Below are 17,044 nucleotides of genomic sequence, written 5' to 3'. Positions count from 1 at the left end.
TGCTCTTATCAGTCCACTTTATTTATAAAATTTTATACGATCCTCAAGTGGTTTGAATTCTTTATCACCCGGTTGAGCTGTTGGATTTCCAAATGGCATTTGTGCAATTAATTTCCAATTACTTGGAACATCCCATTCTTTTTTCACTTCATCATCAATTAGAGGATTATAATGCTGTAAAGTTGCTCCCAATCCTTCTGCTTCGAGTGCTGTCCAAACAACTAATTGATGCATGCCTGATGTTTGTTGTGACCAGATAGGGAAATTATCGGCATACGTTGCAAATTGTTCTTGAAGTGATTTCACAACAGATTCATCTTCAAAGAATAATATTGACCCATATCCAGCTTTGAAGGAATCCATTTTTTGTTGAGTGCCAGAGAAATCTCCCTCACCAACCGCTTTCCTTAAAGCCTGCGTCGTAATATCCCATAATTTATCATGGGCCGATCCTGTTAAAACAACAAGGCGGGAAGATTGGGAATTAAAAGCCGATGGCGTGTGTTTTACCGCAAATTCAACTATTTCTTTAATTTTCTCATCCGATACTCCGACCTCTTTATTGATCCCATAATATGAACGTCTCTCTTTAATGGCCGTGTAAAAATCTTTTGTCATAAGTCATTCCTCCAGAGCATTTTTTCTATTTCAAATGATTATTCCATTTTTTATTTTCTACCTATTTTAGTATGGGCATAAACCAACATATCATTCGCTAAAGATTGTCAATTATTCTTTAATGAATTCTTTGGTGCTTCTTACTGTATCAATGGGACGGACCAACTTTTCGATTTGCTCCCTCTTTGATTCTAAGAACGGTGGTAAAGATAATTTTTCCCCAAGCGTTTCATACGGCTCATCCCCCATAAATCCAGGACCATCCGTGGCAAACTCGAATAAAATTTGCGGCGCCACTCTTACGTAAAGCGACTCAAAGAAGTGACGATCAACATAACCGGACGTATGAAATTGGAAGCTTTCCATTCGTTTGATCCATTCTTCCAGAACGGAACGGTCTTCAACACGGAAGGCTGTATGGTGAACAGTCCCAAAACCCTGCCGTGCCTGAGGGAGAATCGAATTATGCTCGACAATCACTTGAGCACCATTCCCTCCTTCTCCTACTTCAAATAGGTGAAATGATCCTTCCTTGTCTATTTCTTTGAATAATAGGACTTTCTCCATCATTTCTTTAAAGTAATCGAAGTTGGCGATCCGAATGAAAATTGGTCCTAATCCTGTAATAGCGTATTCCAGAGGAATAGGCCCTTTTTGCCAAGGGATTCCAGCTGCAACCCCTTCATTATTTTCATCTGAAATCAATTGATATTGCTGATCATCAAAATCCACAAAAGAAATGATCTTTTTGCCAAACTGTTCTTGGATTCCTGTATTTTTTACCTCTAAACGGTCAAAGCGTTTAACCCAATACTCCAATGCCGCATCAGTCGGTACACGGAAGGATGTTTTGGAAATCTCATTAGTCCCATGCTCTCCTTTAGGAATACCAGGAAAATCGAAGAATGTCATGTCAGTACCCGCACCGCCAACATCGTCGGCAAAAAACAGGTGATAGGTTTGGATATCATCTTGGTTAACTGTTTTCTTGACTAAACGCATGCCTAATATATTTGTGAAAAATTCATAATTCTTTTCTGCACTACTTGTTATGGCCGTTACGTGGTGTATACCTTTTAATCCATTCATAAATTATTCCTCCCATTATAACGATTCATTTTTTGGATGTTCAGCTTTTTCATTAATCCCCTATATTTTTCCTTCAATAAGAGTGGCTATTCATTAAAGGGGTTTGATAAGGTTTTACATGCTTTTCTTTTTATCTCGAATTAATATATCTTAACTTAAAGATAATTTATCACGAATGCCATCCACTGTCAACAACATTATCTCAAATTAATATATCTCAAAATCAAAATAATTTTAGGCAAAAAAACACAATGTCAATTTTCCTAAAGTAAATACCATTCTGTATATGGGTTAATGTCTATAGCTATAAATAGCGGCAAAGACAATCAATCACTTCTTTGGCAAAAATAAATCAGAATTAAGTAAAACTATTAAGGTGTTTCAATACGAAAGCCCCCAGGATAAAACAAAATCTTTACGTGAGGGCTATTTCGTTTGGATTCTTATTTTACGTGATGCAATTCCTTTTGTTTTCCGGATGAAGAGTTTGTGCCATCATTTTCTTTTGACTTCTTAGAAGATAGATAAACTCCTGCGAAAATAATCAGCAGGCCAATAATTACATTAGGACTAATTTCTTCTCCAAGCAAGACATAGCCCCAAACCATAGCGGTTGCAGGAATAAGATATGTAACAGATGCGGCTAACTCAGGGCTGCCATTTTTATTGATGTAGAAATAGATCAGCTGGCCGACCCCAGAGCCAAAGCACCCAAGACCGATTATGGCGAAAATCGTCAGCGGTTGCATCAACATCACTGGCTTAATCGGCTCTGTTATTAGCATCCCGATCAAGCCGATAACGGCACCCGTGAGCAGGGTAAACGTCGTAATGACCAATATGCTGGTACTGGAAAGAAATCTTTTCGTAAAATGACCGGCAAAACCATAACAGATGGATGCTAGCAGCATTGTCCCAATCCCGATGAATTCCTTTCCGAAAAGCTGACCGATTTGAAAATCCATTAATACTAGAATTCCGAAGAAACCAATTAGAATGCCCATCCATTGTCGGGCAGTTAGAACGTATGAAAAAATGATAAATCCGATGATCCCCGTCCAGATCGGAGTGGTTGCATTTAGAATCGATGCCGTGCTGCTGTTAATCTCTGTTTCACTTAAAGGTATTAATCCCCATGCTAATCCGCAATTGAAGATTCCGACAACGACCAGTGCTTTCCACGGCAATTTCCAATTGATTTCCCTGCGCTTCCACCATAAAATGGGAAGCAGAACAACAGCACCCGCCAAACAGCGGAGAAATACAATCCCCCAAATGCCCGCAGGCGGTAGCAGCCACTTCATAAAAACAAACGATAAACCCCATATCAAACTAAGGCCTATTAAAGCCCCGTATAATCGAAGCATGATGTTCCCCCTTCCTACTTTCCTATTATGACAAACATTGTTAGGGATTTCATATAAAATCTTGCTATATAAGATGAACTTGAAATTTTTTTCAACCAAAATCGAAACAACACCCTATAAAGGCAAGATAAAGATGTCTAAAAAAACTAAAGTGGCTTGAGTTCATTAAAGAAGGCAAGCCAGTGTGCAGGCTTGCCTTCATCTAAAAATGAAGTGAAAAACGCAGCTTGTTATTTCGTTTCTTCAGCCTACCGCCCGTTTAAATTTCTGTGCTAAAGTTTGGGATAATACCTTTTACTTAGAATTTTCTCTTATACCCATAAGCTAATTTGATATTGATATTAGTAATAAGTACGTTTTATCTGCTCAAATATTTACGTTTGTCGCCTAATAAATCAAGTGAATATTATATTTTTACATCGGCATCAGAATTGACCATTATTTTCATATTGGCGATGGCTACAGTTTCTCCATTTTGTTTTTTTATTTCTTGGATGACTGTTACAACACCTTGATAGCCCTTTTCAAAAAGATCAATCACCTTTAATTCTACATGTATCGTGTCCCCAATAAAAGTAGGGCTTGTAAATCGTACTTTCTCCAAACCATAAAATGCAACGACGATTCCTGGTTCAAATTGAAATAAGCCGGTTGCAGCCGATAGTATAAGCATTCCGTGGGCTATCCTTTGCTTAAATTGTGTATTTGCTGCATACTCCTTATCAGTATGGAGAGGAAACCAGTCACCGCTAAATGCAGAAAACATTACTAGATCTGCTTCGGTTATAGTACGTCCTTTCGACACCCATGTTTCTCCGATTTCATATTGATGGAAATATTTATTAAACATTATTCCAATCTCCTTCTACTTGGGGTTAAATTAGCAGGCGGAAAATTCAGATACTAAATACTATAGAATATATAATTTAGTGATAGTTTTTAAAATCAACAACTATAAAAAATGTTTTGAAGACGTACTATCTGATGTAAAAAGCGTTTAAAGCTAGAAATCGAAACTTATTTTCCAATGCTCACCGGCAAATATTTAAACGATGGCAAACAAGCTGAATATACCAATTACAAAGAATACAGCAAGTGTCTTTATTATGGTAATAACAAAAATGTCTTTATATGCCTGGCGATGAGTGAGTCCCGTAACAGCCAGAAGAGTTATTATTGCTCCATTATGTGGCAAAGTATCAAATCCACCTGCTGACATAGCAATGACACGATGTAAAACTTCCAACGGAATGTCAAAATGAGCAGCTGTTTGTATATACGTATCCGCCATTAGGCTTAACGTAATGCTCATCCCACCAGATCCAGAACCAGTAATGCCGCACAAAACATTTGTCATGATCGCCCCATTAATTAAAGGATTCGAAAACATACCAGTAAGATAGTCTTGTATCACAGTAAAGCCGGGTAAAGCAGCAATCACACCCCCAAAACCATATTCGGTTGCCGTATTCATGGTTGCAAGCAATGCCCCACTAATCCCTATATTAATACTCGAATTGAATTTTAATTTGACAGCTTTTAAGTTTAATAAGACGGTTGCCATTATTCCGAGAATAAGAGCCATCTCTACAGACCAAACACCAATAACTTTAGACATATCAACATTTCCATAATCTTTTAACCCAATTGCAGCAAAATCAAATCCTTTGGCATACCAAAGAGGAAACGACTCAGTAAAAAACTTATTCATTACTCCAACTAACACCAACGGAATAAAAGCAAGCCAGTCTTTTCTACTTATAGCTTTTTCAGAATCCATTCCCAACTTATTAGTCGTTTCCACCGATAAAGCAGAACTAGCTGCCATTTCTGCTTCAGCAGCTTCCTTATCAATAGCTTTATCCCCAATTCCAAAATACCCTTCACCATTTCTAGCTGCCTTATGTCGACAATGATTTAAATATAAAAGGCTCAAGGAAATGATAAATATTGCCCCAATAATCCCCAATGTCGGTGCAGCATAGATGTCAGTTTTAAAGAATCCCGTTGGAATGACATTCTGAATTTGGGGAGACCCTGGAAGTGAATCCATTGAAAAGGTAAAAGCACTAACTGCAATTGTCGCAGGAATTAAACGCTTTGGAATATTAGCTTCGCGAAACAGCTGAGCAGCAAATGGATAGATGGCAAACACTGCAACAAACAAACTAACTCCGCTATATGTCAGGATTGCGCCCATTATCACAATGGCTAGAATGGCTTGTTTAGCCCCGATAAAACGGACAATAATTTTAGCTATGCTCTTTGCAACTCCACTTATTTCAACCAATTTCCCAAAAATAGCACCTAGTAGAAAAACCGGGAAATATAATTTAACAAACTCAACCAACTTAACCATAAATATATTAGAGAAGAAAGGTAAAACATGTCCAGGATCCGTTAAAAATACAGCAAACAAAGCGCACAATGGTGCAAAAAGAATAACAGAAAATCCTCTATATGCAAGAAACATAAGTAATCCTAGTGAAATAATAATTATCATTACATCCATATTGAATTCCCCCTTTTTCTCAAAATATAATATGTTATCATTTGTTGCTGGTTTGAATGCATTGCCCCAAGACTTCTTGCGCATCATAGTCCACTTTTCTAGTGAACATAAAGTAAAGAACATTAATTAATTTCCCGAATAGATTTATTGTTTTTAAAATAACTTTATCTATTTAGTTTATTAACAAAAATTAGTAACTGCAAAATCTTCTTTTTTCAAAAATTGGACTTGACTCTGGTTTTGTCATGCAGGATTACTGATCAACGAAGTTCGGCTCTCTTTTATTAATAAAGGCTTCAACGCCTTCCTTAACATCCTTCGTCTGAAAAACATGACCAAAATTTTCAGCTTCAACCATGAGTCCATCTTCAAGTGTTTGTTCATAACCATAATCAATAGAATGCTTTGCAAAAGTTAATGATTGTAAAGAATAATTGCAAATACATTTTGCGATTTCCATTGCTTTATTTATGGATTCGCCCTTTGGCACGACATGATTAACAAGGCCTATTTGTTTGGCCTCTTCTGCATTCAGTGGCTCACCAGTAAAGATCAATTCTTTTGCTTTTGCCTTACCTATCAGTCTAGGAAGTCTTTGAGTTCCCCCTGCCCCTGGAAACAATCCCAATTTAATTTCAGGAAGTCCAATCCTAATTTGTTCTTCCGCAATTCGAATGTCACAACTTAAGGCAAGTTCACATCCTCCACCTAATGCTAATCCGTTGATTGCAGCAATGGTTGGACGTGATAGACGTTCAATTTTATTAAGTGGTTCCTGAAGCCAAAGTGATTTCCCCTTTCCTTCTTCGACTCCTTTTCCTATCCATCCTGGAAATTCTTTAATATCTCCTCCAGCAACAAAAGCTCTTTCGCCCTCACCTGTAAGGATAATGACCTTAACCTTGTAATCGCTTTCAATTTCATCCACCACAAGATTCAATTGTTCTATAACATCTGCGCTTAATACATTAACAGGTGGATTATCAATAATAATCATTGCAATATTCCCCTGTTTTGACCATGAAACAACTTGATTTTTATTCTTCATCGGCTTTCCTCCTCAACCTTAAGTGTACTTGTGGGTTCCAAATATTCTTGCATTGTTGAAAACGTGCATCAGTGGGTAAACCCAGATATCTTGATAGAATCCATAGTGGTTATGTGCATTTTAAAAAATTGAAATAATGTATTTATAAACTTGTAACTTTTTAACTTTTTGGAAATTCCTTATTTATTCCATACCACTAAACTGTTTTCGAAGAATAAACTTTTGAACCTTACCGGATGGGGTACGTGGAATTTCATCAACAAATGTGACCTTTCTAGGTTTTTTGTAGCTAGCAAGATGTTCCTTACAGTAATTAACAACATCTTCTTCCGTAAGTTTGGCCCCTTCTTTTTTGACAATAACAGCACATACAGCCTCAATGTATTTCGGATCAGGAATACCAATTATAGAAACTTCCTTCACTTCCTCATGGCGATATAAGACATCTTCAATTTCCGCTGAGTATATGTTTTCACCACCGCTTCGAATCATATCTTTTTTTCTGCCTGCAATTGATAGATACCCATCATGATCGAATTTTCCCATGTCTCCTGTGTTACACCAACCATTCACAAATGTTTCCATTGTGGCATTAGGTTTCCTCCAATACCCCTCAGAAACCGCTGGACTTTTAATTGCGATTTCACCAATTTCACCAACAGGCAAGGGCGTTCCATCCTCATCAATAATATTAATTTCTGTAAGTGGCATCGGCTTTCCAACGGTATGGCCTTTTGTAAAAGCATCCTGTGGTTCAAGCGAAGCCGCAATTGGTTGTCCTTCAGTTAACCCGTAAACTTGAACAACTCCAATTTGAGGAAACCTCTTTTTTAATTGTTCTAATGCCCATGGCATTAGCGGATCACCACCTGTATAAATGGTTTTTAAAGAAGTTAGCTGATACTCTTTAATTTCAGGCAAATTTAGCATTTCATAAATCATAAAAGGGAATAAAAAAGCATCGGTCACATTTTCCTGTTCAATAACGGAAAGAATTCTTCCAATCTCGAATTCTTGGCTTTTTGTAATTATTACGCTTCCACCCATCATGAGAATAGGAAGTGCGATATCTTCCATCGCTCCAACATGGTATAGTGGTCCTGTCGTCATCGCAACTTCTCTCCCTGTAAATTTCCATTTCAGCGCTTGTATCGTAGAAAACCAGAAAGTTGTATCATGAGTCCAAATCGCACCTTTAGGTCTTCCCGTTGTGCCTGATGTGTACATCAGCATGACCGGATCGTTTAATTTGATGTTATCGACTTTGACCTCATCTACCGAACCACTTTCTAAAACACTCCATGACTCAGACCAACCTGGGATTGAGCCATTTCTATGAGGAAGACAAAAATAACGCTCAACAGGAACATGATTACAAACTGATTCCAGCTGATTGGCTAAGTTCGAATGGAAGCACAATATCTTTGTCTGTGAATCATTTAATGCATACTCAAGCTCAGCACTTGATAGCCTAAAATTAAGTCGAACGGCAATTGCGCCGATTTTCGCAATGGCAAAATATAGACTAAAATATTCGAGACAGTTGTAAAGTAAAATACCGACACGATCCCCTTTTCGAACTCCTAATTCGTAAAGCTTGTTTGCATACGCATTTGATATATGGTGGAGATCCATGTAAGTCATTGACTTTCCTACTTCTTCTTTTATTGCTATTTTTCTAGGATTTATATTATTTAAATCATTTGCCATTTTTCTTGTTATAAAACCGACATCCAATGAAATTCCTCCTTTTCAATGTGTAAGCAGATTCAAATTACAGATCTCGAAGCGCAAATTTGTTCAAAGTAATTCTTACTAAACAAGGGCCTCTTAAATGCCATTAAAATGACCACTCGTCTTTATCGATTCCTTTCCTCCTTTCTTCAAATTTGAATGCAAGATTCATTCCAACACGTAAACCCCCTATACTGACTTACTTTTTCTAATTATCGTGGAATATTCAATTAATTATTTTCTGATTTTTCAGAAAAGAATTAAAAAAAATCAACTGAATTTAGATCAGTTGATTTTTTATTCATTAATTTTCATAATTTAAATACAAATTAGAGCTGTTCTATAGTCTTTTTCTCCTTTAATGTGAACTTTATCTACACTAATATGGAAATTAAAATATTAATCCGGGATTTCGGAATGAATTCTGAAATCCCGGATTAATTTTTATTGGTCAGAAATCCGATATTTTTTTATTTTATCGTAAAGGGTAGAATTCCCTATTCCAAGAGTTTCCGCAACCCGTTTTTTATCGAACTTAAACCTTCCTAACGTTCTTTCGATTGCCTTCTTTTCTGTTTCCTCCACAATATCCTTTAAACTTTCTTCTTTCATTTTAACGTTATGACGTTTTAGATAATCAGGTAAAGCATCTTTTCCGATTACTTCGTCATTTGATAGGTGAACACCTGCATCAATCACATTCTCTAGTTCTCTAATATTCCCTGGCCAGTTATATTGCTCTATTACTGAAAGCACCTCAGGATGTACAGAAGTTACTCGTTTTCCTATTCGAGCTGTGACTTTTTTTAAAAAATAATCAACAAGTACAGGGATATCTTCAATTCTATCTCTTAAAGGAGGAACAAATAATTGGACAGCATTAATTCTATAAAATAGGTCTTCACGAAATAGCTTTTCTTCCACCAATTTTTCTAAAGGGCGATTTGTTGCAGCAATCACTCGAACATTTAGTTTTTTTGGATAAAGCGAACCTACAGGCTCAAATTCCTTTTCCTGAAGAACCCTTAATAACTTGACTTGCATATGCTGAGGCATATCACCAATTTCGTCAAGGAAAACAGTCCCACCATCAGCAAATTGAAACTTTCCTATTTTCCCTCCCTTGTTTGCCCCTGTAAAGGCACCTTCTTCATAACCGAAAAGTTCAGATTCTAACAAGTGTTCCGGAATTGAAGTACAATTTATTTTCACAAGTGGTTTGTCACTTCTCCCACTTAACTGATGAATGCTATGTGCTATTATTTCCTTGCCTGTACCGCTTTCTCCTCTAATTAGTACAGAGATATCACCTCTAGCAACCCTTTTCACCCGTTCTTTTAACTGTTGTATTTCTTGTGAATTTCCAATTAAATTGTGTAAGGAATACTTTACTCCATTTGTAACATCTCTTTCATTTTTGTAAAAATTATGTTTTGTCAGTATCTCCTTAATGTGGCTATTCATTTTGTTCCAGTCATCAAGATCACGAAACATTATTGTCCCAATCGCACCAATTATTTCCTTATTCTCGATTATAGGAATGCGATTAGCGATAACAAAATCACCACGAAGAAAATGTATATCAGCGATTTCCGATTTACCTATTTGCACTACTAGGTGTAGCCTTGTATTTTCAATTATATTCGTCACATGTTCACCAATCACTGTACTGCGTTCAACATTTAAAAATTCACAATATTTATTGCTAATATATTGAATTTTTGCGTGACTATCGACAATTACAATTCCATAATATGTACTTTCAAACACCATATCTAATAGTTTATTATTGAATAATTGTCCAGTATTCATCATTAGTTCTCCTTTACCTAGAATGCTTTACCATATAATACCACGCATTTTATTCAATATATATTTACGAAGTGAAAATTCCCCAAAAATCACTGAGTTTTAAATGCTCTCCCTAACGTAATCCAACGGATTATTTTTTCACTATAAATGATTTATTCAGCGCAAAAAAAAAGCCTGGCAACCTTTTTTATAGTTGCTAGACTTACGTTCATTTTTAAGATCATTCCCAATATAAACAACAATTTAAACGGATGCCCAAGGTTTGTTCCTCCATGCCGATCATCTAATAGGCAGCCAGGTCACGCAGTGCCTTTTCCACTTTTTCTGGATTCACCATGAATGATTTCTCTAATGATGGTGAATATGGCATTGCTGGAACATCTGGACCCGCGAGTCTCATGATTGGGGCATCGAGATCGAAGAGGCAGTTTTCTGCAATGATCGCCGATACTTCACTTATGATGCTCCCTTCCTTATTATCTTCAGTAATCAATAGGACTTTTCCGGATTTAGATGCAGCTTCCATAATGGCTTCTTGATCTAATGGATAAACGGTTCGTAAATCAAGTATATGAACAGATATGCCATCACCGGCCAGCTTTTCAGCTGCCTGAAGCGCAAAATGAACACAAAGTCCGTAAGTAATCACTGTAACGTCCTCGCCTTCACGTTTTACATCCGCTTTACCAATGGGTAAAACATAATCATCATTCGGCACTTCTTCTTTAATTAGGCGATAGGCTCGTTTATGTTCAAAGAAGAGGACCGGGTCATCATCGCGAATGGCTGCTTTCAATAACCCTTTCACGTCATAGGGCGTAGAGGGCATGACAATTTTAAGTCCCGGTTGATTGGCAAAAATGGCTTCAACGGATTGTGAATGGTATAACGCCCCATGTACGCCCCCACCGTATGGAGCTCTGATGACGATAGGGCATTGCCAGTCATTATTGGAGCGATAACGGATTTTTGCAGCTTCCGAAATGATTTGGTTGATTGCAGGCATGATAAAATCAGCGAATTGCATTTCCGCAATCGGCCTCATTCCATACATGGCCGCGCCGATGCCAACTCCTGCGATTGCGGATTCAGCAAGCGGTGTATCAATAACACGCTGCTCCCCGAATTGTTCGTATAACCCTGAAGTCGCTTTAAAAACGCCGCCTTTTACCCCTACGTCCTCACCTAAGACAAATACTCGGGAATCACGTTCCATTTCTTCCCGCATCGCCATTATCACGGCATCTATATAAGATATCACTGCCATCTTTTTTCCTCCTTACCTTTCTGCGTAAACGTATTTTGTGAGCGTGTCTTCATTTGCAAATGGAGCACTTTCCGCATAATCCGTCGCTTCGTTCACAACTTCCATTATTTCCTCGTTCATTTGTTTTTCCATGAGATCATCCATTATTCCTGCCGCTTTTAAATAGGCGCCAAAAGTAATGATCGAATCTATTTTTTTTGCCTCCGATACTTCATCAGGCGACCTGTATTGACTATCATCATCATCGCTTGAGTGTGGTGTAAGCCTGTAAGAAACCGTTTCGATTAAGCTTGGGCCTTCACCGCGCCTTCCTCTCTCAGCAGCTTCTTTTACCACCCGGTATACTTCGATCGGATCATTTCCATCAACCGTCACCCCTGGCATGCCATAACCAATGGCCCTGTCGGACACTTTCTTGCAAGCCAATTGCTTTTCAATCGGGACGGAAATGGCATACTGATTATTTTCGCACATCAAGATGACCGGAAGTTTATGTACACCTGCAAAATTCGCTCCTTCATGGAAATCACCTTGGTTTGATGAACCCTCTCCGAATGTAACGAATGAAACAATATCCTTTCCTTCCATTTTCGCAGCGAGTGCAATCCCCACTGCATGTGGCACTTGAGTGGTAACTGGCGAAGATCCCGTCACGATGCGATTCTTTTTTTGCCCAAAATGCCCAGGCATTTGACGCCCGCCTGAATTAGGATCTTCTGCTTTGGCAAAACTGGATAACATTAAATCCCTGGCGGTCATCCCAAACGCGAGCACCACTCCGAGATCCCGATAATAAGGAAGTACATAATCCTTTTCACGGTTCAATGCAAATGCTGCACCCACTTGTGCTGCTTCTTGCCCTTGACAAGAAACGACAAATGGAATTTTTCCAGATCTGTTCAACAGCCACATCCGTTCATCAATTCGTCTTGCCAACAACATAATTCTATACATCTCAAGCACCTGCTCATCACTAAGACCTGCCTGTAGATGGCGGTTTTCAACCATATGTCATCATCCCTCCTAATAATTAAACCTTTTCCCGTTAAAACCAGAATATTTTGCTCATGCTGGCACCCAAATTTAAAAATGGGTATCTGTATCACAAATTACTAACCTTTCTTATTAGATGTTTGTTTTTCTAGCAAACTTAAATCCTCTTTTGTATATAAGGAAGAAAAAGCTCTTTTATGTATGCATGCTTGCCATTTAAAACCCATGCGTTATCATCTAGTATTATTACCTGGTACTAACTCAATGCAATATTATCCTACCACTTTTCATCTCCCATTTTCAAGTTAATTTCACTTTGTATGGGTTGTTTTCATGCGAAAGCCTTGCCTGACTTGAAAACTCATTTCCATACATGCACCAAAGACTAAACACTGGGGTGTTGAAGTTATTTTTTTGTTGACTAAGCGGATATATAGCTGTAAATTAAAATGATTCATAAAATTAAATGTTCGTAATGGAACAGTTCAAAACAGAAAGAATGGTGAAGTTGGAGTGGAGAATGAAAAACAATTAATGCGTTCCGTACAACTATTGCGTTCATTTTGGAACGTGCAGAAAAATATTATGCGGTTCGTTCAAAAGACTGCCGCAGAAAATGGATTAACAGTTCCTCAATATTCCATTTTGATGACCATTACCCTTTACAAAGAGACCACTCAAAAAAATGTCGGGGAGAAAACATTTCTTCCAAAAAGCACCTTGAGCCAAGCGGTCGATGGTCTCGTTCGCGCAGGCATGCTCCATCGTGAGCATGTGGAGGGCAATCGGCGTGAGATTCAGTTGTCAATCACAGATCAGGGGAAGGATTTATTAAAAACGATTCATTTTCACGAAGGAAGCATTCACCAAGTCTTTCAAACAGCCATTGAAATGCTTTCAGAAGAACAGTTTGAAGAGTTGCTAGAAACACATCTTCAAATTACAAACTTTTTAGAAGCACAAGCAACCGAACAGGGAGAGTGTACAAAATGATAAAAATACTGAAAAATTTATCCGTTTATAAGTGGATTATTTCAGCAGTTATCGGTCTGGTTTTTATTCAGTCCATGTCCGATCTCTTTCTGCCTACACTAATGGCCGATATTATTGACAAAGGCGTCGTTCGAGGAGACACTCCTTATATTTGGAAAATCGGTGGTTTGATGCTGTTGGTTTCCGCACTTGGCGCTTGTGCATCCATAATCGCAAGCTACTATTCGTCCAAAGCGGCAATGGGGATGGGACGCGATCTCCGCCTGAGAGTCTTTAATCATGTTGAAAAATTTTCGTTACAAGAATTTGATGAAGTCGGTACGGCATCATTGATTACAAGGACGACCAATGATATAACACAAGTCCAGCAAGTGGTTATCATGATGCTTCGTATGGTTATCAGTGCACCCATCATGTTAATCGGCGGAGTGATCATGGCTGTATCCATGGATGCAAAATTATCCCTTGTCATTGTTGTCACAATGCCTTTATTGATTGGGTCGATCTTGCTTATTCTATATAAAGGTGTGCCTCTCTTTCAAACGGTGCAAAAACGATTAGACCGGTTGAACCTTGTATTGCGAGAAAATTTAACTGGTATTCGCGTTATTCGTGCCTTCAATCGTGAAACACAAGAGAAAGAACGTCTTAAGAAAGCGAATAAAGAATTGACGGATGTGTCAATCAGAGTCAATAAAATCATGGCCTTCATGATGCCTGTAATGATGCTTGTCATGAACTTGACGGTTGTTGGTATCATTTGGTTTGGTGGAGTTCGTATTGATAATGGCGGTATGCAAATTGGGGACTTAATGGCATTTATCCAATATGTTATGCAAATTATGTTCGCTCTCGTTATGGCATCCATGATGTTCGTTATGGTTCCACGAGCAGCCGTGTCGGCAACAAGGATAAACGAAGTCCTTGACATGAAACCTTCATTCCTGGATAAGGGGACAGAAAAGGCAGATCGTGAGCATGGTACACTTGAATTTGAACATGTGACGTTCAGTTACCCAGGAGCAGAAGAACATGCATTATCGGATATTAGTTTTTCTGCAAGTCCTGGTGAAATCACCGCAATAATCGGTGGAACAGGTTCAGGGAAAACGACGCTCGTCAATTTGATCCCTCGCTTCTATGATATTTCAAGTGGAACGATTCGCGTCAATGGTGTTGATATTCGTAATTCATCACAAGATGAAGTTCGTTCAAAGATTGGCTTTGTACCACAAAAGGCCGTCCTCTTTACAGGTACTATCGCTGAAAACATTCGCTTTGGAAAACAAACAGCCACACAAGATGAAGTTGAGCATGCGGCTCGGATCGCGCAAGCGGAAGATTTTATCAGCAACATGAAAGACGGCTATGAGGCAGAAATCGAACAAGGCGGTTCAAACCTATCGGGAGGGCAAAAACAACGGCTTTCGATTGCACGGGCACTCATTCGGAAACCCGATATTTATATATTCGACGATAGTTTTTCTGCACTTGACTTCAAGACGGATGCCAACCTTCGTGCAGCCCTGAAGGATGAAACGAAAAATTCGACGGTACTACTCGTTGCACAGCGTGTCAGTACAGTCGTGGACGCAGACCGAATCATTGTATTAGACGAAGGCAAAATTGTAGGTATGGGATCACACCAAGAGTTGCTTAGTACAAACGACATTTACCGTGAAATCGCCTTATCACAGCTCACAGAGGAGGAAATTGCATGAGTAATCAAAAAAAACCTCAAGGCGGCGGTCAGGTTGGGCATGGCCCTGGTGGCGGTAACATGATGATGATGGGTCAAAAAGCAAAAGATTTTAAAGGAACACTAAAACGTCTCTTGACCTATTTAAAACCTCGGCGCAACAAATTGATTTCCGTGTTCTTCGCTGCAATCATGAGTACGATTTTTATGATTGTTGGACCGAAAATCATGGGAAATGCAATTACAGAATTATTCGAAGGAGCATACGGGAAACTCCAGGGTATACCAGGAGCAGCTATTAACTTTGATAAAATTGGCCAGATCCTTCTACTCCTTGCCGGACTTTATGCTTTAAGCAGCCTTTTCAACTATGTACAACAATACATTATGTCAAGTGTTGCTCAAGATACGGTATATGATCTTCGACAAGATGTGAACGAAAAGCTCGAGAAACTTCCACTCAAATATTTTGAAGGACGTCCAAACGGAGAAACACTTAGCCGAATGACAAATGATATTGATACAATCGGGAGCACCCTTCAGCAAAGCTTAACGCAGTTCATCACATCAATCGTAACGATTTTGGGGATTATCATCATGATGCTTTCGATAAGCCCGTTATTGACATTAATCTCGATAGTCAGCTTACCTTTGTCAATATTTGCAATCCGGCCTATTTTAAAAAGATCCCAAAAATATTTTGCAGATCAACAGCGTAAGCTCGGACAATTAAATGGACACATTGAAGAGATGTATACCGGCCATCAGGTCGTTAAAGCATTCGGACATGAAAAAAAGGCGAGTGCCCAGTTTACTGCGGTTAATGAAGAATTGTATAAAGCGGGAAGCAAAGCCCAGTTTATATCGGGTATCATCATGCCCATAATGTTCTTTATCGGAAATTTAAGCTATGTCCTCATCAGCGTTGTCGGCGGAATATTGGTAACGCAACGTTCGATTTCAATTGGTGATATTCAAGCATTCATCACATATTCAAAGCAGTTCACCCAGCCAATCACACAAACGGCTAACATCGCTAACATTATTCAGTCAACGGTTGCAGCCGCTGAGCGTGTTTTTGAACTACTTGATGAAGAAGAGGAAATGAAAGAACAAACAACAGCTAATATAAAAAGGGCAAATGGTGCTGTCTCTTTTGAACATGTGGACTTTGGATATGGGGAAGAAATGCTAATTGAAGATATGAACATCGATGTCTTGCCTGGACAGACGGTCGCAATTGTTGGACCGACTGGTGCTGGAAAAACAACTATGATAAATCTCTTGATGAGATTTTATGAACTCAATGGCGGAAAGATTAATATTGATGGTCTTGATACACGGAATATGTCACGGAATGATCTTCGAAAGAATTTTGGTATGGTACTTCAAGATACCTGGCTCTTTAATGGTACTATTAAAGAAAATATCGCTTATGGCAAAAATGGAGCAACTGATGAAGAAATTTTTGCAGCTGCTCGAACGGCACATGCCGACCATTTCATTCGGACACTGCCAGATGGTTATGAGACCATCTTAAACGAAGAAGCTTCGAACATCTCACAAGGCCAAAAGCAGCTTTTGACAATCGCCCGAGCAGTTCTAGCAGATCCACCAATCATGATATTGGATGAAGCGACGTCTAGTGTGGACACTCGGACAGAAGTCTTTATCCAAAAGGCCATGAACCGACTGATGGAAGGACGAACCAGCTTTGTCATTGCCCATCGTCTCTCAACAATTAAGGATGCAGATTTGATTCTTGTTATGGATCAAGGAAAAGTGATAGAGAAGGGAACGCATTCAGACCTTTTAAGGGAGAATGGTTTCTATGCAGAGCTGTACAATAGTCAGTTCACTGAAAATGTAGCTGGATAATAAGAAAGAGGCTCAATTTCCAATCGGAATCGAG

At 38.7% G+C, this 17,044-nt stretch carries 13 protein-coding genes; 3 read left to right on the top strand and 10 right to left on the bottom strand.

Annotated elements, in window-relative coordinates; genetic code table 11:
- Positions 1 to 18: 18 nt before the first annotated feature.
- The 10 genes from OSJ91_RS11670 to OSJ91_RS11625 all read right to left on the bottom strand — a co-directional run bounded on the left by OSJ91_RS11670 (position 19) and on the right by OSJ91_RS11625 (position 12,455).
- Positions 19 to 618 carry a nitroreductase family protein gene (locus OSJ91_RS11670; RefSeq protein WP_350302356.1) on the bottom strand — a complete coding sequence of 200 codons (600 nt, stop codon included), beginning with the start codon at positions 616 to 618 and terminating at the stop codon, positions 19 to 21.
- Between the two features lie 111 nt (positions 619 to 729).
- A complete protein-coding gene (locus tag OSJ91_RS11665) occupies positions 730 to 1,707 on the bottom strand; it encodes a ring-cleaving dioxygenase (RefSeq protein ID WP_252269646.1) in 978 nt (325 codons plus the stop codon).
- A 443-nt stretch (positions 1,708 to 2,150) separates the two neighbouring features.
- Positions 2,151 to 3,074 (bottom strand): DMT family transporter, encoded by a 924-nt coding sequence (locus OSJ91_RS11660; protein ID WP_350302355.1) that lies wholly within the window; start codon positions 3,072 to 3,074, stop codon positions 2,151 to 2,153.
- A 406-nt stretch (positions 3,075 to 3,480) separates the two neighbouring features.
- Entirely contained in the window at positions 3,481 to 3,924 is a 444-nt protein-coding gene (locus tag OSJ91_RS11655) for a MaoC/PaaZ C-terminal domain-containing protein (protein WP_413017147.1), read from the bottom strand.
- Between the two features lie 195 nt (positions 3,925 to 4,119).
- Positions 4,120 to 5,586 (bottom strand): GntP family permease, encoded by a 1,467-nt coding sequence (locus tag OSJ91_RS11650; protein ID WP_485891625.1) that lies wholly within the window; start codon positions 5,584 to 5,586, stop codon positions 4,120 to 4,122.
- Positions 5,587 to 5,839: 253 nt separating this feature from the next.
- A complete protein-coding gene (locus OSJ91_RS11645) occupies positions 5,840 to 6,634 on the bottom strand; it encodes an enoyl-CoA hydratase/isomerase family protein (RefSeq protein WP_137018382.1) in 795 nt (264 codons plus the stop codon).
- A gap of 183 nt (positions 6,635 to 6,817) precedes the next feature.
- Positions 6,818 to 8,371, bottom strand: a complete 1,554-nt coding sequence (locus OSJ91_RS11640; protein ID WP_485891624.1) for an acyl-CoA synthetase — start codon at positions 8,369 to 8,371, stop codon at positions 6,818 to 6,820.
- Between the two features lie 441 nt (positions 8,372 to 8,812).
- The gene (locus OSJ91_RS11635) at positions 8,813 to 10,183 is read right to left on the bottom strand and encodes a sigma-54 interaction domain-containing protein (protein ID WP_485891623.1); all 1,371 of its coding nucleotides are present in this window, start codon (positions 10,181 to 10,183) and stop codon (positions 8,813 to 8,815) included.
- 280 nt (positions 10,184 to 10,463) lie between these two features.
- A complete protein-coding gene (locus OSJ91_RS11630; protein WP_485891622.1) occupies positions 10,464 to 11,447 on the bottom strand; it encodes an alpha-ketoacid dehydrogenase subunit beta in 984 nt (327 codons plus the stop codon).
- Between the two features lie 12 nt (positions 11,448 to 11,459).
- Positions 11,460 to 12,455: a thiamine pyrophosphate-dependent dehydrogenase E1 component subunit alpha gene (locus OSJ91_RS11625; RefSeq protein WP_485891621.1), complete on the bottom strand. Its 996-nt coding sequence runs from the start codon at positions 12,453 to 12,455 to the stop codon at positions 11,460 to 11,462.
- A 498-nt stretch (positions 12,456 to 12,953) separates the two neighbouring features.
- Here OSJ91_RS11625 and OSJ91_RS11620 point away from each other — a divergent pair, with 498 nt between their 5' ends.
- Genes OSJ91_RS11620 through OSJ91_RS11610 form a run of 3 tightly spaced genes read left to right on the top strand, consistent with a single transcriptional unit; the run spans position 12,954 to position 17,010 of the window.
- On the top strand, positions 12,954 to 13,433 hold the full coding sequence (locus tag OSJ91_RS11620) for a MarR family winged helix-turn-helix transcriptional regulator (RefSeq protein ID WP_413017135.1): 480 nt from the start codon (positions 12,954 to 12,956) through the stop codon (positions 13,431 to 13,433).
- Positions 13,430 to 15,154 (top strand): ABC transporter ATP-binding protein, encoded by a 1,725-nt coding sequence (locus tag OSJ91_RS11615; protein WP_485891620.1) that lies wholly within the window; start codon positions 13,430 to 13,432, stop codon positions 15,152 to 15,154. Before OSJ91_RS11620 ends, OSJ91_RS11615 begins: the two co-directional genes overlap by 4 nt.
- A complete protein-coding gene (locus OSJ91_RS11610) occupies positions 15,151 to 17,010 on the top strand; it encodes an ABC transporter ATP-binding protein (RefSeq protein WP_350302346.1) in 1,860 nt (619 codons plus the stop codon). Before OSJ91_RS11615 ends, OSJ91_RS11610 begins: the two co-directional genes overlap by 4 nt.
- Positions 17,011 to 17,044 lie beyond the last annotated feature (34 nt).

This window comes from Bacillus sp. T-10(2022) (assembly GCF_056502895.1).
Note: the sequence above shows the minus strand (reverse complement) of the source record. Positions and strands in the feature narration are given on the sequence as shown.